This is a genomic window from Bradyrhizobium sp. ORS 278, assembly GCF_000026145.1.
Classification (GTDB): domain Bacteria; phylum Pseudomonadota; class Alphaproteobacteria; order Rhizobiales; family Xanthobacteraceae; genus Bradyrhizobium.
Map to the genome: position 1 here is coordinate 4,746,095 of NC_009445.1, position 21,821 is coordinate 4,767,915.

The 21,821-nt window shown below is 66.4% G+C and carries 22 protein-coding genes and 1 pseudogene; 5 read left to right on the forward strand and 18 right to left on the reverse strand.

Going from position 1 to position 21,821, the window contains the following annotated elements; genetic code table 11:
• Nucleotides 1-429: 429 nt before the first annotated feature.
• A complete protein-coding gene (locus BRADO_RS21185) occupies nucleotides 430-771 on the reverse strand; it encodes a phasin family protein (protein WP_011927391.1) in 342 nt (113 codons plus the stop codon).
• A gap of 442 nt (nucleotides 772-1,213) precedes the next feature.
• Here BRADO_RS21185 and BRADO_RS21190 point away from each other — a divergent pair, with 442 nt between their 5' ends.
• Nucleotides 1,214-2,974, forward strand: a complete 1,761-nt coding sequence (locus BRADO_RS21190; protein WP_011927392.1) for a D-alanyl-D-alanine carboxypeptidase — start codon at nucleotides 1,214-1,216, stop codon at nucleotides 2,972-2,974.
• Between the two features lie 232 nt (nucleotides 2,975-3,206).
• Here the strand turns inward: BRADO_RS21190 and BRADO_RS21195 are convergent, their stop codons facing one another.
• From BRADO_RS21195 to BRADO_RS21210, 4 genes are all read right to left on the reverse strand, one after another.
• Nucleotides 3,207-3,923, reverse strand: coding sequence for a DnaJ domain-containing protein (locus tag BRADO_RS21195; RefSeq protein WP_011927393.1), 717 nt, complete (start codon nucleotides 3,921-3,923; stop codon nucleotides 3,207-3,209).
• An 88-nt stretch (nucleotides 3,924-4,011) separates the two neighbouring features.
• Entirely contained in the window at nucleotides 4,012-4,758 is a 747-nt protein-coding gene (locus BRADO_RS21200; protein WP_011927394.1) for a hypothetical protein, read from the reverse strand.
• A gap of 123 nt (nucleotides 4,759-4,881) precedes the next feature.
• Nucleotides 4,882-5,769 carry an alpha/beta fold hydrolase gene (locus BRADO_RS21205; protein ID WP_011927395.1) on the reverse strand — a complete coding sequence of 296 codons (888 nt, stop codon included), beginning with the start codon at nucleotides 5,767-5,769 and terminating at the stop codon, nucleotides 4,882-4,884.
• A 489-nt stretch (nucleotides 5,770-6,258) separates the two neighbouring features.
• The gene (locus tag BRADO_RS21210) at nucleotides 6,259-7,182 is read right to left on the reverse strand and encodes a division plane positioning ATPase MipZ (protein ID WP_011927396.1); all 924 of its coding nucleotides are present in this window, start codon (nucleotides 7,180-7,182) and stop codon (nucleotides 6,259-6,261) included.
• 262 nt (nucleotides 7,183-7,444) lie between these two features.
• Between BRADO_RS21210 and panC the strand changes: the two genes are divergently transcribed.
• Nucleotides 7,445-8,296 (forward strand): pantoate--beta-alanine ligase, encoded by an 852-nt coding sequence (panC, locus tag BRADO_RS21215; protein WP_011927397.1) that lies wholly within the window; start codon nucleotides 7,445-7,447, stop codon nucleotides 8,294-8,296.
• A 140-nt stretch (nucleotides 8,297-8,436) separates the two neighbouring features.
• Here the strand turns inward: panC and BRADO_RS21220 are convergent, their stop codons facing one another.
• The 9 genes and pseudogenes from BRADO_RS21220 to mgtE all read right to left on the reverse strand — a co-directional run bounded on the left by BRADO_RS21220 (nucleotide 8,437) and on the right by mgtE (nucleotide 15,544).
• A complete protein-coding gene (locus tag BRADO_RS21220) occupies nucleotides 8,437-8,877 on the reverse strand; it encodes a DUF1489 family protein (RefSeq protein ID WP_011927398.1) in 441 nt (146 codons plus the stop codon).
• A 20-nt stretch (nucleotides 8,878-8,897) separates the two neighbouring features.
• Nucleotides 8,898-9,887: a hypothetical protein gene (locus tag BRADO_RS21225; RefSeq protein WP_011927399.1), complete on the reverse strand. Its 990-nt coding sequence runs from the start codon at nucleotides 9,885-9,887 to the stop codon at nucleotides 8,898-8,900.
• Between the two features lie 311 nt (nucleotides 9,888-10,198).
• Nucleotides 10,199-10,390, reverse strand: a complete 192-nt coding sequence (locus BRADO_RS21230) for a hypothetical protein (RefSeq protein ID WP_008964405.1) — start codon at nucleotides 10,388-10,390, stop codon at nucleotides 10,199-10,201.
• Nucleotides 10,391-10,591: 201 nt separating this feature from the next.
• Nucleotides 10,592-10,993 (reverse strand): annotated as a pseudogene (locus BRADO_RS21235) (YidB family protein); the annotation flags it as partial.
• A 45-nt stretch (nucleotides 10,994-11,038) separates the two neighbouring features.
• Nucleotides 11,039-11,698 carry a glutathione S-transferase family protein gene (locus tag BRADO_RS21240; protein WP_011927401.1) on the reverse strand — a complete coding sequence of 220 codons (660 nt, stop codon included), beginning with the start codon at nucleotides 11,696-11,698 and terminating at the stop codon, nucleotides 11,039-11,041.
• Between the two features lie 165 nt (nucleotides 11,699-11,863).
• The gene (locus tag BRADO_RS21245; RefSeq protein ID WP_011927402.1) at nucleotides 11,864-12,730 is read right to left on the reverse strand and encodes a hypothetical protein; all 867 of its coding nucleotides are present in this window, start codon (nucleotides 12,728-12,730) and stop codon (nucleotides 11,864-11,866) included.
• 129 nt (nucleotides 12,731-12,859) lie between these two features.
• A complete protein-coding gene (locus BRADO_RS21250; protein ID WP_011927403.1) occupies nucleotides 12,860-13,678 on the reverse strand; it encodes an aldo/keto reductase in 819 nt (272 codons plus the stop codon).
• 74 nt (nucleotides 13,679-13,752) lie between these two features.
• The gene (locus BRADO_RS21255) at nucleotides 13,753-14,043 is read right to left on the reverse strand and encodes a DNA-binding transcriptional regulator (RefSeq protein WP_011927404.1); all 291 of its coding nucleotides are present in this window, start codon (nucleotides 14,041-14,043) and stop codon (nucleotides 13,753-13,755) included.
• A gap of 82 nt (nucleotides 14,044-14,125) precedes the next feature.
• Nucleotides 14,126-15,544: a magnesium transporter gene (gene mgtE / locus BRADO_RS21260; protein ID WP_011927405.1), complete on the reverse strand. Its 1,419-nt coding sequence runs from the start codon at nucleotides 15,542-15,544 to the stop codon at nucleotides 14,126-14,128.
• A gap of 91 nt (nucleotides 15,545-15,635) precedes the next feature.
• Here mgtE and BRADO_RS21265 point away from each other — a divergent pair, with 91 nt between their 5' ends.
• The 3 genes from BRADO_RS21265 (at nucleotide 15,636) to BRADO_RS21270 (ending at nucleotide 17,925) form a co-directional block, all read left to right on the forward strand.
• Nucleotides 15,636-16,490, forward strand: coding sequence for a polysaccharide deacetylase family protein (locus BRADO_RS21265; protein ID WP_050781027.1), 855 nt, complete (start codon nucleotides 15,636-15,638; stop codon nucleotides 16,488-16,490).
• A 92-nt stretch (nucleotides 16,491-16,582) separates the two neighbouring features.
• Entirely contained in the window at nucleotides 16,583-16,732 is a 150-nt protein-coding gene (locus BRADO_RS35130; RefSeq protein WP_157872599.1) for a hypothetical protein, read from the forward strand.
• Between the two features lie 20 nt (nucleotides 16,733-16,752).
• A complete protein-coding gene (locus BRADO_RS21270) occupies nucleotides 16,753-17,925 on the forward strand; it encodes a polysaccharide deacetylase family protein (RefSeq protein ID WP_041757649.1) in 1,173 nt (390 codons plus the stop codon).
• A gap of 113 nt (nucleotides 17,926-18,038) precedes the next feature.
• Here BRADO_RS21270 and BRADO_RS21275 read toward each other — a convergent pair whose 3' ends face one another.
• From BRADO_RS21275 to BRADO_RS21290, 4 genes are all read right to left on the reverse strand, one after another.
• Entirely contained in the window at nucleotides 18,039-18,413 is a 375-nt protein-coding gene (locus tag BRADO_RS21275; RefSeq protein WP_011927408.1) for a hypothetical protein, read from the reverse strand.
• Nucleotides 18,414-18,671: 258 nt separating this feature from the next.
• The gene (locus tag BRADO_RS21280; RefSeq protein WP_011927409.1) at nucleotides 18,672-19,910 is read right to left on the reverse strand and encodes an FAD-binding oxidoreductase; all 1,239 of its coding nucleotides are present in this window, start codon (nucleotides 19,908-19,910) and stop codon (nucleotides 18,672-18,674) included.
• A 15-nt stretch (nucleotides 19,911-19,925) separates the two neighbouring features.
• A complete protein-coding gene (locus tag BRADO_RS21285) occupies nucleotides 19,926-20,276 on the reverse strand; it encodes a RidA family protein (protein WP_011927410.1) in 351 nt (116 codons plus the stop codon).
• A gap of 37 nt (nucleotides 20,277-20,313) precedes the next feature.
• Nucleotides 20,314-21,810 carry an amidase gene (locus BRADO_RS21290; RefSeq protein ID WP_011927411.1) on the reverse strand — a complete coding sequence of 499 codons (1,497 nt, stop codon included), beginning with the start codon at nucleotides 21,808-21,810 and terminating at the stop codon, nucleotides 20,314-20,316.
• Between the last annotated feature and the right edge of the window lie 11 nt (nucleotides 21,811-21,821).

Sequence of the window (21,821 nt, forward strand, 5' to 3'; positions counted from 1 at the left end):
GATTCACCGGGCGTTGCAGGGGAACCCGCGTCGTCGCCGTGGCGGTGCCATGCTCTGGTTATCACTTGGGTTTTCGCAAGCGAGTTGCACCGACCCCTGTCGCTCTCGGCCCGAGAACGCCCGCACAAAAACCATCATTGGTGAGCGACATCCCCGCTGATGACCTTTGGGGGCCGCATCTGCCGCCGTGCCGCGCGACATCGCGCTGCCCCACTGCCACCTGAAGAACAACACAGCTTTGCAGTCGCAGCGCCTCGAGCAAGCTCGCGCTGATCGTTCCGCTCAGCAGCCAAATGCAAAGCACCGGGGAACGGTCGAAGCCGCGCGTCGTCAAATAGCAGGTCACATCGACGCTCGCCGCATGGCGCGAGACAACAAAAAAGCCCGGCGCGAGCCGGGCTTTCGACTGTCACCTCGCGGCGGCTGCGATCAATGCGCGGCCGGCGGGGTGAACTTGGCAGCAATGCCTTCGAGCGGCTTGAACGCCTGCTTGGCGAGATCCGAATACAGGCCGGCGATCTTCTGCGCATCGGCAACGAAGGTCTCGTAGGCCGACTTGGCGAATTCGGTCTGGACCTCGAGCACCTTATCGAGCGACTTCACGCCCTGCAGCTTCTCGACGAACGACTTGGTGTCCTCGAAGGATTTCTTGGTGTAGTCGCCATAGGCGGTGGCGATCGCGTGGATGCCGTTCTGCACGGTCGTGGCGGAGTTCACGACGGTTTCGAACTGCTCCTTGCCGTAGTTCTGGAAGTCTTCAACCTTAAACATGTGGCATTCCTTTCCCTGACTTTGAGCGCCCTCAGGGAGGCCCCGGCTCCCTGACGCCTTCGCAATATAGTGCACCGCACAAAAAGAAGCAAGAATCTTGTGCAATGCACCATCAGGGGAATTGCGGCGCACTGGATGCATGACTCGTCTCGAAACGCCCCGAACAGGGGCAGTTCGGCGGAAATCCAAGCGGTCGGAGCAAGATTTCTTTAATCCTTTGGCAACTCGACCGTCCTAACCTCTCCTGTGGTCCCGGCCAGTGTCGGCCGAACCGTAAAGCTGTTCTAAAACAGCGTCTTAACAAAACCTCAGTTCAGGCCCTTCGATGCTGTATCGCGTCGAGGCGCACACTGGAGGTCCGACAGGCAAAGATCACGGGGACGTTTTGGCACAATTTCGCCTCAACTTCCGGTGATCACGTCAGAAATTGGACGGGGATTTCATGCTTCGCAAAAACTTGGCTTCCTCGCGCCTGCTGCGGGTTGGCGTCTCAGGGCTGATCACCCTTGCGGTGGCGGCAGTGGTCACCGTCGACAGCGCGGAAGCGCGCCGGCACCATCGGCATCACGCGCGTCACTCCCCCCACAATGACGAGGGCAGCTACAGCCCGGCGTTCGCCTCGATCGTCGTCGACGGCAATTCGGGCGCGACCCTGACTGCGACCAATCCGGACGCGTTGCGGCACCCGGCGTCGCTCACCAAGATCATGACGCTTTATCTGCTCTTCGAGCGCCTCGACTCCGGCAAGATGAAGCTCGACACCGAGATGCCGGTGTCGGAGCACGCCTCCGAGCAGTCGCCGACCAAGCTCGGCCTGCGTCCGGGCCAGACCATCCGCGTCGAGGATGCGATCAAAGGCCTAGTGACCCGTTCGGCCAACGATGCCGCCGTGGTCATCGCGGAGGCGATCGGCGGCGACGAGGACGAGTTCGCCAAGATGATGACGCGCAAGGCGCGCTCGCTCGGCATGAGCCGCACCACCTATGTCAACGCATCGGGCCTGCCGGCCGACGAGCAGATCACGACGGCGCGCGACCAGTCCATCCTCGGCCGCGCCATCCAGGACCGCTTCCCGCGCTACTATCGCTATTTCTCGACCGTAGTGTTCAATTATCGCGGCCAGTCGATCCGCAACCACAATCACCTGCTCGGCAATGTCGAGGGCATCGACGGCATCAAGACCGGCTATACCCGCGCCTCCGGCTTCAACATCGTGACCTCGCTGCGCCGCGGCAACCGCCATCTGGTCGGCGTCGTGCTCGGCGGCCGCAGCGGCGGCTCGCGCGACGCCATCATGCGCAACCTGCTTGCAGAGAACCTCGAGAAGGGCGCGACCAAGCGCACGGTTGCGGCGGTCGGCGAGCGCGGCAACTCCGACGCCGGCGACGACCAGAGCACGGTGCAGCTCGCCTCGGCCGCGCCCGAGACCCCGGCTCCGAGCCGGGCCGCAAAATTCATTTCGACGCTTTCGGAGGCCACCGCCGCCTTGCCGCCGGCTGCGCCCAAGGAAGCCAAGGTCGAGCCGGCACCGATGACCAACGGCGTCATCCAGAATCAGCCGATCTCGCTCGTTCCCGGCTCGACCGAGCCGATGAAGCCGGTGAAGGTGCGGACGGTTCAGGTCAAGGCCGGCGCCGTCAAGCTCGCCACCGCCGCCCCGCAGCCGGTGGCGGCCGCCCCGGCCCCCGCGCCGTTCGCGCAGCGCGTCGAGGCGATCGAGCCGGCACCGCCGATCGCCCGCGCCGAAGTCGCCGCGCGGCCGGACATGCCGCCGCAGCCGCCGGGCCACGGCACCGGCAACGGCATTCTCGGCGTTTTGCCGGCCTCCAGCCTGCCGCCGGCGTCGTCCCAGGCGATGGCCTATGCCGCGCCCCCGGCCCAGCCGGCTCCGCCGGCCCCGGTCCAGATGGCGTCCGCCAACCCCGCTCCGGACGCGCCCGCCCGCGCCGCCGTCGCGCGCAGCGGCTGGATCATCCAGGTCGGCGCACTCGACAGCGAGGCCGAGGCGCAGAAGCGCATCGATGCGGCGCGCAGCTCCGCGCAGGGCCTCTTGAGCAAGGCCGATCCGTTCACCGAGACGGTCTCGAAGGGCGACAAGACGCTGATCCGCGCCCGCTTCGCAGGTCTCGATCGCGATCAGGCCGAAGCGGTCTGCAAGAAGCTCAAGCGCGCCGACATCTCCTGCATGACCGTACACAACTAACTCACCGGCATCGCCGCATGTGAGGCCCGCGCGACACACGCGCGGGCCTTTTTCTTTGCCTGCGCGCGACTCCGCAACAAGCGGGCGCACGCAAACCACTCGTCAAGGAATTGCCGCTAGACGTTATTCACCATGTCGAACGATCGCGCCTGACAAAGCCGAGAGCCACGGGCGTCGACATGACTGTGATGGAAGCAGGTTCGGTCTTGTGGCGTTGGTGGCGTTGCCGGAGTTAGCCGTGATGCGTACGAAGCAGAGTATCCTTGGCCTCGTTCACCCGGGCGGCGAGGTACGTCGACCCCCCCTGGTCGGGATGCAGTTTCTTCATGAGCGCACGGTGGGCACGCCCGATCTCGTCACGCCCCGCGCCCGGCTGCAGGCCAAGGATCTGATAGGCCTCCTCATGCGTCATTTTGGAGCTCGGCGCCGCGCGGCGCTGCCCCCCTGCCGCATCGCCCTGCGCGTGCTGACGCCAAGCGGGAAACCGGCGGTCCAGATAAGTTTCAAGTAGCGAAACGCTCTCTGCGTCCAGATTCGGCAGCATCGCCGCAAGCTGCGGCAGATCGAACTCGCCGAGCGACCGGCCGGCGTTCGGTCCGGCAACGAAGCGGCCGTCCACTTGGCCGCTGTCGTGGTCGAGCATCATCTCGATGAACTGCGAGCGCACACGCGAATTCTGACCTGGAGAGCGCGGACCTCCCATTCCGAACATGCTGTTGATCTTGCCGAGGCCGCCCGGCGACCAGCCGAGCAGACCAGCGCCGAACAGGCCGATCGGAATCGCAACCACCAGCTCGCCGCGGATGCCGGTGAAGGCGGCGATGGCGAGACAGCCGACGCCTCCGGCCATCTTGATGGCGCGGGCCAGCACCGCCGGGTTCGCAGCGCGGAACATCTGCAACAGAAGATAAAGCGTGATGACGGCAACGGCGCCAGCGATCAATGTCATGCGCCGAATATAGAGCCTCTCCGGACAAAATGCATGATCGCCTGGGAGCACCGCCGGCGGATAGCGTTGCGGTGACCTGGGCCGCTCGTCATTTCATCTGGCCAAGCAGGCGCGCGGCGCCTCCCTCGGACGCGGCCAACCGCAGCAGCGCCTCGCGTCCACCGGCGGCGTAGGCGGCTGCGGCGCGCAGGAGTTCGCGAAGCTGCACAGCAGCGCCGGGATCGAAACGGCACCATGCGCCGCCGGACAGCCGCGCCATCTCGCGGAATGCCTGCTCGGCGACGGGATCGTTGCCCTCCTGGAACATGAACAGCGGGACCTTCAAGAGCCCGAGCTCGCCAGCCCTCGCGCAGAGTTCGTCGGCGCTCTCCTCCATGGCATCGCCGACGAACACGACGGCGCGAATGCCGGCCGACGTCGCGTGGCGGCGCGCCTCGGCCAGGACCTTGCTGATCTGCGTTTCGCCGCCGCGACAGTCGATCTTACTCATCAAGCGAGCAAGCTCGGCGGCATCGGAGATCCAGCCCGTCGCCCGGCACTCGTGGAAGCCACGATAGTAAACCAGCCGGATGTCGAGAGCGCCCAGGGCGGCAGCCTCGCGGAACATGTCGGCCTGCAGCGCGCAGGCCATGTCCCAGGTCGGCTGACGGCTCAGGGTCGCGTCGAGGGCAAACACGAGCCGCCCTCTCGTTCCTTGCGTCGGGGCTAACCCGTTCGCCTGCGCGACAAAGGCCGCGATGGCATCGGCCGTCGACCTCTCCGTCTCCGGCAGCCGCTGGCTGCCACCGGACGCGGAGACGGGGCTGGAACGCGATCGGGAGGAGCTATCGACCATGCGCACACCTGCGGGGGTCTGCATCATGTGGGCGGACGAAGCTCTGTCCGCAATAACTGCCATCACTTGCACCCTGCCTATCGCAGGCGGGGCAGAACACACCGAAACGTGCTCTTCGGACGATCAGTGCGTCAGCGGCTTCGCCGGGGTCGCGGTCTTGCCGGTCGGCGCATAGGGCGCCACCGGGCCCGGATCGAGCAGCGGGGCCTTGGCCTTGACCGGGCCGATGTCGCTCGAGCTGTCGCTGTCGGCCAGGAACTTGTCGAGCATGGCCTGGATCGACGACTTGGCCTCGTCCGGGCCGGTGTCGCGCATGTCGTTGTGCTGGAAGTCGGTCTTGACGACCGTGATGCCTTCCTTCTCGCAGATCTCGTTGTCCGGAATCACGCCGGGATCGGTCTTGAACTGCGGGTCGTTGGAGCGGAACGACAGGATCTTGAACTTGCCTTCGGTCACGAACGGCACACGCAGATTATCCAGCGTGACGACCTTCCGCACATCGTCCGGATACTGCTTGGCGAAGTACATCGAAATGTCGCCGCCCATGGAGTGGCCGACCATCGTCAGATGATCGTAATCGGCATTCGGCTGGATCTGCCGCATCTGCTCGACCGCGAAGCGGATGTTGGCGACGCCGCGCTGAATCTGCGGCAGCCGGCCGACATAGGGCTCGCCGACCTTGGTGACCATCGGCGGGTCGGTCGGCAGGTCATGCTGAATGCTCACCGCCATGTAGCCGCGGGCGGCGAACACGTTGGCCACGAACGAGTATTCGGTGAACTTCACGGTGTTGCCGTGATTGAGGATCGCGACCGGCAGCTTCAGCATGCCGGCGTCGGCCTGCATTTCCTTGTCGCGGCGGATCGCCACGGCAACCTCGACGAGGCGATTGCCGCGCGAGGCATCGTAGAAGCGGATCGTCTCGTGACGGATCGCCCATTTGCTGGCGGTGAAGTAGCCGACGGCCGCCAACACGCTGACGGACAACAGGACGGTTATTCCACGCTTCATGTTCGTCCCTCGGGAACTACAACCAAAGATAGTTAAAAACCTGCAAAACTCTCGTGACCCGTTTTGTTCAGTATATGTAACGGCGCTGTGACAGGAAGGCTAAATGTTGTGTATCCATCGCCCGTCTGTTGTGCGCCGCACCTAGTTGCTGTGCAGCATAGGGTCTACGCCGGCCCTTCCCATGCGACTTGAACTCTCAACGTCGGGTTCAAATCAGTCTCGAATTTGACGGTAATCTGGCGAAAACGGCGGCTTTCGCATTGACCTGCAACAAATCCGCCCGCTCCGTGGCAGGCAAGGTCAATAACAGGACACCACCGCGCCAGCGCACCTCGCCAGCACTCACCGGGCGAAGTTTATTGAAGGTGCGGCCGCGCGTTCAAGGCACAGGATGTCTCAGGCGGACTGATCGCAGACGCCGGTCTTGCTGCCGTCATCAGGCCATTCGGGATCAAATGTCCTGCCTCAGGTCCCGCCCCGAGCTCGGCCTCACGCGCTGATGATGTCGTGCAGGTCCAGCGGCTTGTCGACCTGGGCGAACCATTCGGCGCGGTTGGCGGCGCGGCGTCGGCCGCGCTCGTCGAGCGGCAGTTTGAGCTGGCGCAGCAGGCTCGTGACCTCCTCGCGCGCCGTGACGTGGCCGAGATTGGGGCGCGTGCCGAGCGTCGCCTCGTCGATGTCGTCCAGCGCCGTCAGCCCGCGCGGGAAGAACTCGCGATAGACCACGCGCTCGGCAAAGCCGTCGATGGCGCGGAAGCCGAGCCGCAGCGACAGGTCCTTGAGGCCTTCTGCGACGAGCTGCTTGTTGCGCGAGCCCAGCATCGACAGCCGGTTGCGCACCACGATCCAGTCGGTCATGGCGCCATCGACCTGACGGCGCTTGCGCCGGACGTCGCGGACCATCTCGGCGTAGTGGCTCTCCCCGGTCACCGCATAGGTCGCGGCGTCGACCGTGCCGAGCACGTCGAAATCCAGGAAGCTGTCGTTGATCGGGGTGACCAGCGTGTCAGCCATCGAATGCGCAAGCCGCATCAGATAGCTGTCGTTGCCCGGCGTATCGATGACGATGAAATCGAACGACCGTTCGACCGCGCTCACCGCCTCCATGAATTGCTGGAACTCGGTGTTCTCGTTCTCGTCGATCTGCAGGGTCTGGCCGAGCTGGATGCAGTAGTGAGTCGGCAGCTCCAGGCGCAGGCCGGTGCGGCGCGCCCAGGCGCTGCGGTTGTTGATGTAGTGCGTGAAGCTCTGCTGGCGGCAGTCCAGATCGATGGTGGCGACGCGCTGGCCGGCCTTCAGCAGCGCAACGGCAATATGCAGGGCGGTGGTGGACTTTCCCGACCCGCCCTTCTCGTTTCCAAGCACAACCACATGGGCCGAGCCCGATTGTCCCTGGCTAGTCTGCACCAGCATGTTTTCGACCCCTTACGATCATCTTCGAGTCACGGTCGTCTGCGGTCAAGTTAATTGCATCATCATCGTGAATCCCACGGGGGATGCGCCCTCCGCTACTACTTGGCGCGCGCATTTACCAACTCCGCACGATGTGCGGAGACGTGCTAACAGGCGTATCCGAGTAGGCTGATCGGTTTGCATCGCCCTTGTGAAAGGCGCCCCGCCGAGCGTCAAGGCCGAACACAAGACCTGCGATTTTTCGCTGCGAGATCGAGCAAAAATGTCACGACATCCGCGTATCGCCCGCACCATTCCTACTCTGCGCCGCGAGCTCGACAGCTTGCGCGCGAGGAAGGCCAGCATCGCTCTCGTGCCGACCATGGGTGCGCTGCATGACGGCCACATCTCGCTCGTTCGGCTGGCGAAGCGCCGCGCCGACAAGGTCGTTGTCTCGATCTTCGTCAACCCGACTCAGTTCGCGCCGACAGAGGATTTCGGCTCTTACCCGCGCACCTGGAATGAGGATGTTGCCAAGCTCAGCGCCGAGCGCGTCGATCTGATCTGGCACCCCGATGCCAAGGCGATGTATCCGGACGGCTTTGCGACGCGGATCGTACCGGAAGGTCCGGCGCTCGCCGGGCTGGAGGATCGCTTCCGCCCGCACTTCTTCGGCGGCGTCGCCACGGTCGTGGCCAAGCTGTTCACGCAATGCCGGCCCGACGTCGCGATCTTCGGCGAGAAGGACTATCAGCAGCTGCGTGTCGTCACCCGGATGGCGCGCGACCTCGATCTCGGCGTGCGCGTCGTGGGCTGCCGTACGGTGCGCGAACGCGACGGTCTCGCGATGTCCTCGCGAAATGTCTATCTCAGTGCAGACGAGCGCCACGTCGCACCCACGCTCCATCGCGTGCTGAAACAGATCGCAACGCGGTTGCGCGCCGGTGACACTATGCACGACGCGGTTCATGACGGCGCCGTGACGATCACCGAGGCGGGCTTCACCTTGGACTATCTCGAAGTCCGCCATGCCGAGACGCTGGCGCCACTGGCCGCAGGCGCGTCCGGACCAAAGCGGATCCTGGTTGCGGCCAAGCTCGGAACCACGCGCCTGATCGACAACATCGCGGCGTGAGCTTCGCAAGATATCGCCCGACCGGTGCCGATGACTGCGCCCTCCCCTTGCGGGCCCCGCAAGGGAGAGAGCGCGGCAACTGGCATCGCGGAAGAGATGCTTCTCATCCGCTGCACGCGATTCCCGGACGCCTCAAGCCGCTACAACAACCCGAGATCCCGCAGTTCCCGGCGCAGCGGCTCGGGCATGGCTTCGACGCCGGCGGCGGTGGCCTTGCCGAGATCGGCGGGTGCGTCCTCCGCGGTCAGGTAGCGCCAGCCCTGGAACGGCCGCATCGGCCGTGGCGAGACGGCGATCACTTTCGGCTGCATGATGATGCGGCAACGACCGATGCCGTCGCCGTCGCGGAACGGCTCGATGCCCATGATTTTCTCGCGCACGGCGACTTCGCCGCGAATCACCCAGTACAGCGAGCCGCCATCGAGGATGTCCTCGATCCGCTTCGGCGTCATCCGCGTGACATGGACGTGCTGCTGCGGCAGGCCCTTCTTCTTGGCCGCCAGCATGCGCTCGGCGATCCAGTCCTTCAGCTCTTTGACCGACTCGCAGCCGACGGCCAGTTTGATCAGATGCAGGGGCATGATGAGGGTTCGATCGGGTGCTATTCGTCCTTGGCGGCCGGCTCGGCGGCGTCAGGCGCGGCCTGCGGCGCGGCCGCCGGTTTTGGCTTCGGCGCGGCGGCCTTCTTGGCGGCGGCCGGCGGCGGGGCCTGGGCGTGGCTCGCGGCAACGCTCGGCGCCGCCGCGGGCGCCGGCGCAAGCTGGGTCGGCGGCTTCGGCGCGACCGAGCGCGTCGATGCGGTCGGCTCCGGGTTCATGATGCTGACCGGCGGCGTGTTGGCGGAGCTTGGAAACTCCGCTGTCGTCGGCTTGCCGGTCGGAGCGGATGGCGCAAGTCCCGCGAACGTGCCGGCGGCCGGCTGGCTCTGCGCGGCGGCGGGAGATGGCGGCGCGTTCCACTGCGAGGCATAGCGCGTCACCAGCCCCTCATAGGTGCGCCCTTCCATGTTGTTGACCAGTTGCTGCCGGTCGGTCACCGCGCGGAACATCACGCAGTCGTTCGGCGTGCAGCGATCGCGCGTCAGCAGCACATAGGCCATCAGGCCATAGCGGTCGCGCTCCACCGCCCGGCGCAAGGCCAGCAGCTCCGCGGTCATCACCTTGTTGGCGCTGACGAGATCGCCGGCCTGCGACAACCGGCTGAGCATTCCCGCCGCATAGCTGACCGCGGCGGCGGTCATCTCGGCCGATCCGAACAGGCTCTTCTCGCAATTCGACAGAACAAGGTCGCCGGCGAGGTCGTCGACACAGGCCAGAGCCGGAGGCGAGAGACCCATCGATGCGGTGGTGGCGGGATCGCCATTGCCGCCGCGCTGGGACGGATCCTGGCTGCGCATCATCGAGGCGACCGCGATCCCGACCGCCAGCAGCGTGATCACCGTCAGCGCGCCGTTGGCGACCGACTTCTCCGCCCGCAGCAGGGTGATCAGAACGATCAAGGCAAAGAAGCCCGCGGCCGCAACGGTGAGCCACATCGGGAATGCCGGCGAGTTCAGGAGCTGGTCGAACGACGAGGGCCAGGTCGAATTCATGCGCGCTGATTCCTGACGCGGGCCGACAACACTGGCCCAAATCGCATCCCGGCATGGGACGCCCGTAAACCGATCATCAAACTCAAACGCTCACCCGATCCATGACAGCCTCGCCCCACGACAATAGGACGATTCCATGCGCCTTGCGGGGCAGGATGGTGCGGAGCCGACCGCTATCCCCAGAGGGATTGCGCAGCAATTGTAAATCCTTCGGGAGCCGGCTTGCAGTCCCGTGGCAATACCGATGCCGCCCTCCTCGATCGAGCCGGCGCGTCCGCCGACGCGCCGGGCGTTTCGGCGGGCGCGATGCCTCAGGAGAGGGCCAGCTGGCTCTCTCTGGCGACCCGCTCGAACGCTTCGGTCGAGCTTTTGATCCGGTACTGGCAGTCATCGCCCTCGGTTGGCAGCTGGCGGATGATCTCATAGGTGCCGCTGGCCGCCGGACGCGAGACGTTGCTCGCGGTGAAATAGACTGTCGCCCCGATGGGGAACTTGTGTCTCAACGCCCTCTCCTGCTCGCATGCCGGCAAGAGGCCTCAAGGTCCCGCGGCCCGGGCCGGCGCGTCTTTAGATAATGCCATCTCTATAGCATGCAGCAGGCGCCGCTGGCCAGCGACCTCATAAGATAGGAAATGCGTATTTCCGCTGCCGTATCAGCTGGATACCACAGCTGCACGGCACCGTGCGGAGGCGCTGCGGGAACCTCAGGCGGAATGCGGCAGCTTGCCATCCGGGCTGGCATGGTCGACGGCAAGCGGCAGCTGTTCGGCAAGGATTTTCGACAGCTGGTCGACGGGGACATTGAAGCGCGCGGCAAGCTGCCTGACCACGTCGCTGCCCAGCACTTCCTGGAGCTGTTCGGCGGATATCGGCAGGTTTTGGCCGTTGCCGAGCCAGGATTTGACCTGTGCGCCGAAGCCGGCCTGCTCGAGCTTGGCAACGATGCTGTTCAAGCCGCCGTCCTGGCCGAGCACCTCCTTCAGGACCACCGGCAGCACGGCAGCCTCGAGCTGTCCCAGCGCGCCCTGAAATGCGCCGGAGTTGCGCAGAGTATCAAGCAATCCCATCGTCCGCTCCTTAACCGAGGTTTTCCCCGGCGCAGAGGAGCGCGCCGGCCCCGCCGCGTCAAGGCAGCGGCGCCGGCGCTCGCGTCAAACCCGCTCGACTCGGTCGATGATCCAGGTTTCGGCCAGTCCATCCTTCACCCAGGCGGCAAAGGCCGGCATCGCCATCATCGTCTCCATATAGGCCCTCGTGTCGGCCGCCACCGGAACCGCGAAGGTCTGGAAACGGGTGACGACGGGAGCGAACATCGCATCCGCTCCGCTGAAGCGACCGAACAGGAATGGACCGCCAGCGCCAAAGCGCGCCCGGCAATCCCGCCAGATGTCCTCGATCCGGGCGACATTGGCCCTGGCGTCGGCGGACAGCTCGACCGGCCGGATCTCGCGGTGCAGGTTCATCGGACATTCGTTTCGCAGCGCCTGGAACCCGGAATGCATCTCGGCGGAGACCGATCGCGCGAGGGCGCGTGCCGCGACGTCGGTCGGCCACAGCCCGGCGGCCGGAAAGCGCTCGGCGAGATATTCGATGATGGACAGCGAGTCCCACACCGTGACGTCGCCGTCGATCAGGATCGGCACCTTGCCGGCGGGAGAATGTTCGAGGATGCGCGCCTTGTCGGCCGGATCGGCGGTGTAGAGCGGGATCACGATCTCCTCGAACGGAATGTCGCAGCCGCGCAGCGCCAGCCACGGCCGCATCGACCAGGAGGAATAGTTCTTGTTGCCGATCACCAGCGTCAGCGTCATGTCGATCAATCTCCGCGATCAGGAGCGTGCGCTCTCAGCCGCCTTACAGAGACAGCCTCACGACACGCACGTCGTCCGGCACGATTACAAGATCATGGGCCCGTGCGTCGACAGCGAAGCACGACGATGTCCCGATCGCGCGCCGAGGCCACCGGACGCAGGCGGTCAGCCACCGAAATCCTTCAGTTCGACCGACATCTCGATCACCTTCCACTCCTCGTAGCGGTCTGGCGGCAACGGATAGGGTTGGCAGGCGGTCAGCGCGGCGATCGCCCCCTGCGAGAGCTTGAGGACCTTGGCGGCCTGCTCCTCATCCTTCGCGGGTCCGCCGAGAAACTCCGGCTCCGCCGCAAGGCGGCCGTCCGGTCGCAACGGGACCAGCACTTTCGCGAAGATGTCCTCCGAGCGGGACAGCCCGGCCGGAAGACGGGCACAGCTCCGAAAGCGTTGCCGGAGCGCCGCATCGATGTCCGCCGCAACAGTCTTGGTCGCGGTCGATCCAACCTCCTGGTCCGCCCCGGCGGCCGCCGGCAGCGGCATCAGCGGCGGGGGCAAGCCGAGCGGCACGCCATACTTCACCGTGAGATCCGGCTCGGGAGGCACGTAGCTCGGCGTTGGCGTCGGCATTGGCGGCGGCCTGGCAGCCAATTTGGACTCCTGCTTTGCAGCCGTCTTGGCAGCTTTCGCGGGCGTCTGCGCCGACGTCGGCTGTTTGGCGACCGGCGGGGCCGCGGGTGTCGGCTTGGTGGTTTCCTGCGCGGCGGGCGGCGGCGCCGGAGGCGGCGCGGCGGCGGCCGGCAAGGTGGTGGGCGCGAATTGCGGCAGGGTCAGTTCGGGCGACGGTGACGGCGCGGGCGTTGGCTCAGGCGTCTTCTGCGGCTCGTCGGCGTCGACGATGTCGACCCTGATCTCATCGGTCTTGGCGAGCTCGTAGGGGCGCACAGTGGTCGAGACGACGACACTGCCCACGATCAAGAGATGCGCAAGCACGGACGCGGCGATGCCCCAACCGATGAACTGCCAACGTTCCATGCCGCTTCGTTCGCGCCCGCTTGCGACCGGGCGCGCCTCCGGCACGCGAGGTCACGGCGATCATCGCCTGGATTGAGCGCGGGCCACCCGCCCGCTGGCCTCACCCTAGCATGCCGGCGCGGTTGTCGCTCAATCCCAATTGGGCGCGAAGGCGAAGTTGGTCATTCGTCCCTCGGGACTGCCCATCGCGAAGATGTCGGCCATGTCCTGCCCGGACAGCTCGAAATCGAACACGTCGAGATTCTCTGACAGCCGCTCGATCTTCGAGGTGCGCGGGATCGCCACGACGTTCTGCTGCACCAGCCAGCGCAGACAGATCTGCGCCGTCGTCTTGCCATGGGCGCGGCCGATGCGGGTCAGCGTCGGATCGTTCTTTATCTTGCCCTTGGCGATCGGACTGTAGGCGACGAGCGCGATGCCATGCCGGGCGCAGGCTTCCCGGACCTTGGTCTGATCGAGATAGGGATGATACTCGACCTGATTGCAGGCCAGCGGCTCCGGCGAGACTGCCACCGCTTCGTCGAGCAGCGCCACGGTGAAGTTGGACACGCCGATGTGGCGCGCGAGACCAAGCTTTTTGGCATGCGCCAGCGCACCGAGCGTCTCGGCCAGCGGCACATGCGAGTTCGGCCAGTGCAGCAGCAGGAGATCGACCTCGGAGACGCGCAGGCGGACCAGGCTCTCCTTGGTCGAGCGCTCCAGATCGTTCGGCGCGAAATGCGTCGTCCACACCTTGGTCGTGAGGAAGATCTCGTTGCGGCGGACCCGCGACGCCCGCAGGCCCTCCCCGACCTCGTGCTCGTTCTCATAGACCTGGGCGGTGTCGATGTGCCGGTAGCCGAGCGTCAGCGCCTGCTCGACGATGCGGGTGCAGGTGCGTCCGCGCAGCTCCCAGGTCCCGAGCCCGAGAGCGGGAATCCTGGCACCATTGGCCTCGATCATCAGCATGGAAGTGCACTCCAAGCGCGTGCATGATTATGCATGCCACACGCCCACCGTGCCACGCGGGACCGGTTTTTAGCTTAAGTCTTAGCTAAGGCCTCGAACACGGTATCGGGCGCATGCGCGATCACCGTCAGCAGCGCCCGCGCCGGGCCGCGCGGCATGCGCTTGCCCTGCTCCCAGTTGCGAATGGTCTCGACGGGAACGCCGAGCTTGGCGGCGAACTCCTGCTGCGTCAGCTGCACCCGCCGCCGGAGATCTCGAACCTCCAGCGGAGCCGTCGGGGCAGCCGCCGACGGCGCGAGCGGAAACTCGCCGCCGTCGCGCAATTCCACGATCCGTCCATCTGCCTTCAGCCGCAAGCGTTGCATCGGTCCTGCTCCGTCTCGGGCAACAGTGTCGCCGAGCCGCGTTAAGGCCGGATTAACGATATAAGTCGTTCAAGCGCTGCGCTTATTTCAAGCCGAACCAGAGCGTGGCGATGCCCAGAAACGAGAAGAAACCGACCACGTCGGTCACCGTGGTGACGAACGTGCCCGAGGCGACGGCCGGATCGGCGCGGACGCGCTCGAGCACCATCGGGATCAGGATGCCGCCGAGCGCGCCGGCGACGAGATTTGAGATCATCGCGAGTCCGATCACGATGCCGAGGCCCGGAGTCTTGAACCAAGCCACCGCTGCGATCCCGGTGACGAGCGCGAAGGCCAGCCCGTTGACGAGCCCGACCAGCGCCTCGCGCATCACCACGCGCAGCGCATTGCTGGGCCCGAGCTCGCGCGTGGCGAGCGCACGCACCGCGACCGTCATGGTCTGGGTCGCGGCATTGCCACCCTGGCTCGCGACGATCGGCGCGAGCACGGCAAGCGCCACCATCTGCTGCAGCTGGCCCTCGAACAGGCCGAGCACGGAGGACGCGAGGAACGCGGTAGCGAGATTGATCAGCAGCCAGTTGAAGCGGCCCTTGGCGATGGTCCAGACGCTGTCCGACAGTTCCTCGTCCCCGGACACGCCGCCGATCGCCTTGAAGTCCTCGTCGGCCTCCTCCTCGATCACGTCGACGACGTCGTCGATGGTGATGACGCCGGCGAGCCGGTTCTCGGCATCGACGACGGGTGCGGCGACGAGGTTGTACTTGCCGAACAGCCGGGCGACCTCGGCAAGATCGTCGGTCACGGTGACGCGGCGGCGATCCTCGTCGATCAGCTCGGCGAGCGGCACCGGGCGGCGCGCGCGCAGCAGCGCGTCGAGCGACACCGCGCCCTGCCAATGCCTGGACTCGTCCACCGCATAGATCTCGTAGAAGCGCTCGGGCAGATCCGGCGTCTCGCGCATGTAGTCGATGGCTTCGCCCACGGTCCAGCCCAGCGGAACCGTGATGACCTCGCTCTGCATACGCCGGCCGGCCGAGCCCTCGGGATAATCGAGGCTGCGCGCCAGCACGTCGCGCTCCGACGGCGGCAGGCGCTCGAGGATCTCCTCCTTGTCCTCCTCGTCGAGGCTCTCGAGCAGCTCGACGGCGTCGTCGGTTTCCAGCTCGCGGACACCCTCGGCGACCGTCTCCGGCTCGAGCTCCTCGAGGATCTCCTCACGGACGGCGTCGTCGACCTCGTTCAGCGCGGAAAAATCGAAATCGGTGCCGGTCAGCTCGACCAGCCTGACGCGGTCGTCGGGAGCGAGCGCGGCGATCAGATCGCCGAGATCCGCCTCGTGCAGCTCGGCGACCTCGGCGCGCAGGAACGCCTCGTCCTCGGCGGCAATGGCCGCCGTCATGGCTGCAATGAATTCGGGGCGAATCTCGCCGGACTCGGTGCGCATGGCCGCGGGATCGGCTAGACTTGCATCGGCGGGGGCGACGTCCAGGGTCTCGTTCATGACGTGCCTCACGAGCCATCGTTCAGACGATTGGTCTGATGTGTGGTTTCACGCATTACATAATGGTCAACAGCGAGCGCAACGGGAAAAGATGTCTCAGGCGCGACTGACATCGCGATGGGTAAACGCATTGGGCGGCGCGATTGCCGCGCTGCTCGTCGCGCACGGCGCAGCCGCGGCGCCGGCCGACTGTCCGCGCGAGGGCACGCTGGGGACCTCGCGCGTGCTGAGCGTCAACCCGAAGAACTATCCTCGCGTCGGCCTGAAGAGCTTTCCCGATACGCTGCCGCTGCAGGACGGCGAGGTCGTGCTCACCTTCGACGACGGCCCGTCGCCGCCGATGACCAACAAGGTGCTCGCGGCGCTCGCCAGGGAATGCGTGCGCGCGACCTTCTTCCTGGTCGGCCAGCCGGCGTCGGGCCGCGCCGAGATAGTGCGGAAGATCGCGGCCGAAGGCCACACGGTCGGCCATCACACCTACACGCACGCGCATCTGGCGCACATCTCGCCCGAGGCCGCGATCGAGGAGATCGATCGCGGCATTGCCGCTGACGAGAAGGCGCTCAACGGCGTCGAGACGACGACGCCGTCCACGCCGTTCTTCCGGTTCCCCTACTTCGAATCCACGCCGGCGACGCTCGACCTGCTGCAGTCGCGCGGCATCGCCGTGTTCGGCGCCGATCTCTGGGCCAGCGATTGGAAGGCCATGTCTCCGCAGGGGACGCTGCAGCTCCTGATCCGCAGGCTCACCCAGGCGCGCAAGGGCATGATCCTGCTGCACGATCCGCAGCCGCGCACCGTCGCGATGCTGCCTGCGTTCCTGCGCTACCTTAGGGATCACGGCTACCGCGTCGTTCACGTGGTTCCGGCCAGGCCCGACTCGCCGCCCGAGCAGCACAGCGAGCACCCGGCCGAAGCGACCGCGCCAGCGCGTGAAGGTGGTTAATCCGCCGTTCAGGCCGTCGCTCTACGCTGTTTTCGTCCACTGGCGGTGATTTGCGGCTTGCAATCCGGCAACAGCCGTCCGCAAACGGGAACATGAACCGATGGCAGGTCGCAGCGGCCGATCATCCCTGCTATGTCTTCGTCGCGATGGGCGCAGCCGCCTGTCCGCGCTACATCCTGAAGCATCGACGCGCCTGGACGCAGGCGCCCGACCATCGAAGAGCCGTGATCGAGAAGCCGTGATCGAGACGATGAGCTGCGTGATGCATGATCGTACGAAGACTTGCGTTGGACGGCGATCATGGACCGCGGTGCTGCTGGGCATGCTCGCCGGCGGAACGGCTCTCGGATCATCGGTCGCTTTGGCCGCCGATTGTCCCGGCCATCCCGACGCGCTCGGCACGTCGCGCACGCTGGTGGTCGACCCGCGCGAGCATCCACGGCTCGGCGCGATGCAGTACAAGGAGACGCTGCCGCTCAAGGACCACGAGGTGGTGATCACCTTCGACGACGGTCCCGTGCCGAAATACAGCAACCAGGTGCTGCAGATTCTCGCCGACCAGTGCGTCAAGGCGACATTCTTCACGATCGGCCGCCAGGCCAAGGCGTCTCCCGAAGGCGTGCGCAAGCTCGCCGCTGCCGGCCACACCATCGGCACCCACAGCCAGAACCATCCGCTGAGCATGAACCGGATGACGCTGGAGCAGGTGCAGCCGGAGGTCGACCAGGGCATCGCCTGGACCAAGGCGGCGCTGACCGACCCCGCCGCCCTGTCGCCCTTCTTCCGCGTGCCCGGCCTGCTGCGGGGCGACGCGGTGGAGAGCTACGCGGCCTCGCTCGGCCTGCAGGTGTGGAGCGCGGATTTCCTCGCCGACGACTGGCGCAGCATATCCAGCGCCAAGGTTCACGAGCTCGCGATCAAGCGGCTGGAAGCGCGCGGCAAGGGCATCCTGTTGCTGCACGACATCCAGGCGCGCACCGTGGCCGCGCTGCCGAAGATCCTCGCCGATCTCAAGGCCAAGAACTACCGCATCGTGCACGTCGTGGCGGCAACGCCTGATCGTCCGGCAACGCCGACCGAGCCCGAGGACTGGCTGGTGCATCGGCCGTCCGACGAGACGCCGGTTGCGCATTGGCCGGCGATCACGCCGACCGATCTGGCCGGCGCCGAGACCCGCGCCCGCGCCACACTGGATGATTTCGGCAAGCTCGATGTGCCCGCGGCTTCGCTGCCGAAGCCGGCGTGGCCGCGTCCCGCCGTGACGGCGCGGATCGCAACCGCACCGGCCCTGCCCGCGCCCGCGGCCGAGCTGTTCGCCTGGCCGCCGGTCGCCCCCTTGTCGGCCCACCGGCATCAGGTCGTCCGCGTCGAGGGCCAGGCCGCCGCCAAGCCGCCGGCCCGCCCGGTGCGCCTCGCCAGCCTGCGCAAGCGCTGAGGCCGGACACCTCCGCTCGTGACACGAAAAAGGGGCGCCGCTGCGCCCCTTTTTCGACAGATCCTTCGATGCGGCTCCTTCGATGCGGCCGCGCGCAGCGCGCGGCGCGATGATCACTTGCCGATCAGCTTGCTGACGCAGAGGATGACGCCGGCCGCCAGGAAGAACAGGTCCATGTAGGACTTCTGCTCACCATCCTTGCGCAGCGAGCCGACGTCCGACACCACCTGCTTGTTGATGACCTGGCCGACCGGCCCGTCGCCGAGCATGCCGGTAAGACGGCGCACATCCATCTCCAGCTTCTCGATGCGGCCAAAGAAGTGGAAGGTACGGACCACGGTGACGGCCCGCATGCCGGCATAGATCAGAATGACGAGCGCCAGCACGGCGCGGTTCTGATAGTTCTCGATGTAGTTCAGGCTGAGATAGACAGCCGCGAGAAACAGGAAATTCGATAGGAAACGATAGGCAAGGCCCGTGAAGTTCATCTGCTCCCCCGCACGATGTCCGGATCGCGGGCCGATCGAACTCACGAAAAGAGTGTCGTCCCCCGCGTCCCGGCCCAACTCATGCGACCGTAGACGCGCCGGCTTGCAAATTCGTGAAGCCATGACATTGGTGCCGTCTTCGTATACCGGTTGCGTACCATGATGAGCGCCGTGGTAAACAATCAGCTGCGCCGGCTGTCCAAGTTTCAGCCTGCACGCAGCTGAAGCGATCTTCACGTCTCGAGGTTGTGGGGCGAGCTACGCACCGAAGCGCGCCGGCGCGCACGCCGTCACGTCGACATCGGGTCTTTCGCCGCTCATCAGCTCGGCGAGGATGCGGCCGGTCGCCGGTCCCAGGGTAAAGCCCTGATGGCCGTGGCCGAAATGCAGCCACAGGCCCTTGTGCCGCGCCGCCTGGCCGACGACGGGCAGCATGTCCGGCATGCACGGGCGCGTACCAAGCCACGGCTCGGGCTCGACCGGCTGGCCGAGATCGATCAGCTGGCGCGCGGCCGCTTCGGCCTTCCCGAGTTGCACCGGCGTCGGCTTCGCATCCGGCGCTGACAGCTCGGCGCCGGTGGTGATGCGCACGCCCTTGGCCATCGGGTTCATGAGGTAGCCGAAGGCAGCATCGCGCAGCGGCAAATCGAGCGGCGCGCCGCCTGAATAGTGGCGGTGATAGCCGCGCTTGCGCACCATCGGAATGTCCATGCCGAAGCGCTTCAGAAATTCCGGCGACCACGGCCCGAGCGCGACGACGACGGCCTCGGCCTCGATGCGGCCTTCCTGCGTCGTGACGGCCCACCCGCTGCCCGCTTGCGACAGCGTCGTCGCGTCGCCCGTCAGCAGCCTGCCGCCGCGCTTGACGAACAGATCCGCGTAGGACGCAACGAGGCTCCCCGGATCGGACACCGTCCACGGCTCCTGCCAGTGCAGGCCGCCGATGCCGCTGTCGGTCAGGCCGGGCTCGGCCTTCGCCAGCTCGCTGGCGCTGAGCAGTCTGTACTTGACCCCGTACGCCTTGCCGACCGCTTCGGCTTCTTTCGCCTCCTTGTCGAACTGCGCTTGCGTCCGATGCAGCACGCGAAAGCCGTCGCGGCGCACGAGATTGCCGGCGCCGGCGGCCTGGATCAGCGGCTCGTGCTCGGGCGCGGCACGCGCGATCAGCTGCGCATAGGTGCGCGTCAGGATCTCGTGGCGCGCGGGAAACGAATTCCACCAATATTGCAGCAGCGGCCGCACGTGATACGGCAGGCCGGCGAGCGTGTAGTGGACGTCATTGGTGCGCGCCAGCGCGATGTCGAGCACGCCAGCGATGTCATGGGGCATCGCGTAGGGCCGGACGGCCTCGCTCTGGATGATGCCGGCATTGCCGTAGCTGGTCTCGCGGCCGGGCTCGCGGCGGTCGACGAGCGCCACCGACCAGCCCCTGATCTGCAGGTGCAGCGCCGTGCCGACGCCGACCATGCCCCCGCCAAGAACGATTGCGCTCCGCATCGTCATCACTCCTGATCAGGCCCGCGCCGCCGCGACGACGGTGACCTCGAGCTTCACATCCGCGATCATCTGCGCCTGCACCGTGGTGCGCACCGGCAGCGGATCCTTGAAATGCTTGCGATAGGCCGCGTTGTAGTCGGCGAAATCGGCCTTGTCGGCGAGATGCACCATGCAAGACACGACGTCGTCGAGCGAAAGCCCTTCGCCGGCCAGCGTCTCCGAGATCAGCTTGAACACCAGATCGGTCTGCGCCGTGATGCCCTCGGGAATGCTGCCGTCATCGGCGACCGGCACTTCGCCCGACAGGAACACGAGACCGCCGGCGCGGCGCACCAGCGAGAACGGCCATGAGTTTGCGTCGGACATTGCTAGCTCCAGAAGACTGTATTGATGATGCCACGCTTCAATCCCAGGCCATGAAGCCGGGCGTCTGCGACAGCGGCGGCAACGCGGCGAGCCTGGTCAGATCCGGCTGCGGACGGCGCAGCTCGGCATCGCCGGCGAACGCCTGCTCCAGCGCCGCGGCCACGCCGAGCACCAGCGCATCGCCGCCGCGGGGGCCCACGATCTGCAGCCCGAACGGCAGCCCGTTGTTGTCGACGCCGAGCGGCAGGCTGAGCGCGGGATGCCCCGCGAGCGTCACCGCATAGGCCAGCGCCAGCCAGTGGAAGTAGGACTTGGTCGGCGCGCCGTCGATCTCGGCCGGATACAGCTCCGACCAGGGCCGCGGGCTCAGCGTGATGGTCGGACTGATCAGCACGTCGTGCTTCGCGAAGAAACTCTGATAGGCGCGATAGATCCGGGTCTGGTTGGCCGCGGCGCGCGAAAAATCCGCGAGGCTGTAGGACAGCCCCTCCTCGACATTGGCGCGCACGTTCGGCCCGATCATCTCGGGCCGCTCGCGATAGTTCTTGCCGTGCTGGGTGAGGAACAGCGACGCGCGCAGCACCGCGAAGGTCTCGTCGGCGCCGCTGCAATCCGGCGCGGCCTCGGCGGCCTCGGCAAACAGCGGCGCGATGCGCGACACGCGGGCGCGAAAGGCGCGGCGGATCAGTTGCTCGGTCGGCGCGAAATTAAAATCCTCGGTGAAGGCGAGCCTGAGCTTGCGCAACTCCACCTGCGGCGGCACGGCCCAGCGCGCAGGCTGTCCGCGCACCGCTTCGCCCGGCAGCGTATAGGCGAGCGGATCGCGCACATCGTCGCTTGCCATCACCGACAGCATCAGCGCGGTGTCGGCGACGTCGCGCGCCATCGGCCCGTCGGTCGACAGGCACGACCAGCCATGCGCGCGCTTCTCGCTCGCGACGAGCCCATAGGACGGCCTGAAACCGACGATGCCGCAGAAGCCGGCCGGATTGCGCAAGGAGCCGCCGGTGTCCGAGCCCGAGGCGAGCGGCGCCATGCCGCAGGCCAGCGCCGCCGCCGAGCCGCCGGAGGAGCCGGCCGCCGAGCGCAGCGTGTCGAACGGATTGCCGGTGGCGCCGAACACGGGATTGCGGGTATTGCCGCCGGCCGCCCATTCCGGCGTGTTGGTCTTTCCGAAGATGATCGCGCCGGCCGCGCGCAGCCGCGCCACCGACGCCTGGTCGATCGCCGGAATGTTGCCGGCCAGGATCGGGCTGCCATAGGTCGAGCGCATCCCGGCGGTGTCCTGGGTGTCCTTGATCAGCACCGGCAGGCCGTGCAGCGGACCCTTGTCCTCGCCGCGGAGAAGCTCCGACTCGGCGCGCCGGGCCGCCGCCCGCGCTCCCGGCTCGTCCAAGGTCACCACCGCGTTGACCGCCGGATTGACCGCGCCGATCCGCTCCAGGCACGAATCGAGCAGCGCGACTGGCGAGATCGCCTTGAATTTCAGGAGCTTGACCAGCTCATTGGCAGTTTGATCGCAGAGGGCCGTCACGGAGCACTTCT

Coding starts and splice junctions, on each gene's coding strand:
- BRADO_RS21255 (WP_011927404.1), bottom strand. CDS start 14,043: ATGCAACGCTTGCGGCTGAAGGCAGATGGACGGATCGTGGAATTGCGC.
- BRADO_RS21275 (WP_011927408.1), bottom strand. CDS start 18,413: ATGAACTTCACGGGCCTTGCCTATCGTTTCCTATCGAATTTCCTGTTT.
- BRADO_RS21250 (WP_011927403.1), bottom strand. CDS start 13,678: ATGCTGATGATCGAGGCCAATGGTGCCAGGATTCCCGCTCTCGGGCTC.
- BRADO_RS21200 (WP_011927394.1), bottom strand. CDS start 4,758: ATGGTCGATAGCTCCTCCCGATCGCGTTCCAGCCCCGTCTCCGCGTCC.
- BRADO_RS21195 (WP_011927393.1), bottom strand. CDS start 3,923: ATGACATTGATCGCTGGCGCCGTTGCCGTCATCACGCTTTATCTTCTG.
- panC (WP_011927397.1), top strand. CDS start 7,445: ATGTCACGACATCCGCGTATCGCCCGCACCATTCCTACTCTGCGCCGC.
- BRADO_RS21185 (WP_011927391.1), bottom strand. CDS start 771: ATGTTTAAGGTTGAAGACTTCCAGAACTACGGCAAGGAGCAGTTCGAA.
- BRADO_RS21270 (WP_041757649.1), top strand. CDS start 16,753: ATGCATGATCGTACGAAGACTTGCGTTGGACGGCGATCATGGACCGCG.
- mgtE (WP_011927405.1), bottom strand. CDS start 15,544: ATGAACGAGACCCTGGACGTCGCCCCCGCCGATGCAAGTCTAGCCGAT.
- BRADO_RS21205 (WP_011927395.1), bottom strand. CDS start 5,769: ATGAAGCGTGGAATAACCGTCCTGTTGTCCGTCAGCGTGTTGGCGGCC.
- BRADO_RS21190 (WP_011927392.1), top strand. CDS start 1,214: ATGCTTCGCAAAAACTTGGCTTCCTCGCGCCTGCTGCGGGTTGGCGTC.
- BRADO_RS21280 (WP_011927409.1), bottom strand. CDS start 19,910: ATGCGGAGCGCAATCGTTCTTGGCGGGGGCATGGTCGGCGTCGGCACG.
- BRADO_RS21285 (WP_011927410.1), bottom strand. CDS start 20,276: ATGTCCGACGCAAACTCATGGCCGTTCTCGCTGGTGCGCCGCGCCGGC.
- BRADO_RS21245 (WP_011927402.1), bottom strand. CDS start 12,730: ATGGAACGTTGGCAGTTCATCGGTTGGGGCATCGCCGCGTCCGTGCTT.
- BRADO_RS21240 (WP_011927401.1), bottom strand. CDS start 11,698: ATGACGCTGACGCTGGTGATCGGCAACAAGAACTATTCCTCCTGGTCG.
- BRADO_RS21210 (WP_011927396.1), bottom strand. CDS start 7,182: ATGCTGGTGCAGACTAGCCAGGGACAATCGGGCTCGGCCCATGTGGTT.
- BRADO_RS35130 (WP_157872599.1), top strand. CDS start 16,583: ATGAACCGATGGCAGGTCGCAGCGGCCGATCATCCCTGCTATGTCTTC.
- BRADO_RS21225 (WP_011927399.1), bottom strand. CDS start 9,887: ATGAATTCGACCTGGCCCTCGTCGTTCGACCAGCTCCTGAACTCGCCG.
- BRADO_RS21220 (WP_011927398.1), bottom strand. CDS start 8,877: ATGCCCCTGCATCTGATCAAACTGGCCGTCGGCTGCGAGTCGGTCAAA.
- BRADO_RS21265 (WP_050781027.1), top strand. CDS start 15,636: ATGTCTCAGGCGCGACTGACATCGCGATGGGTAAACGCATTGGGCGGC.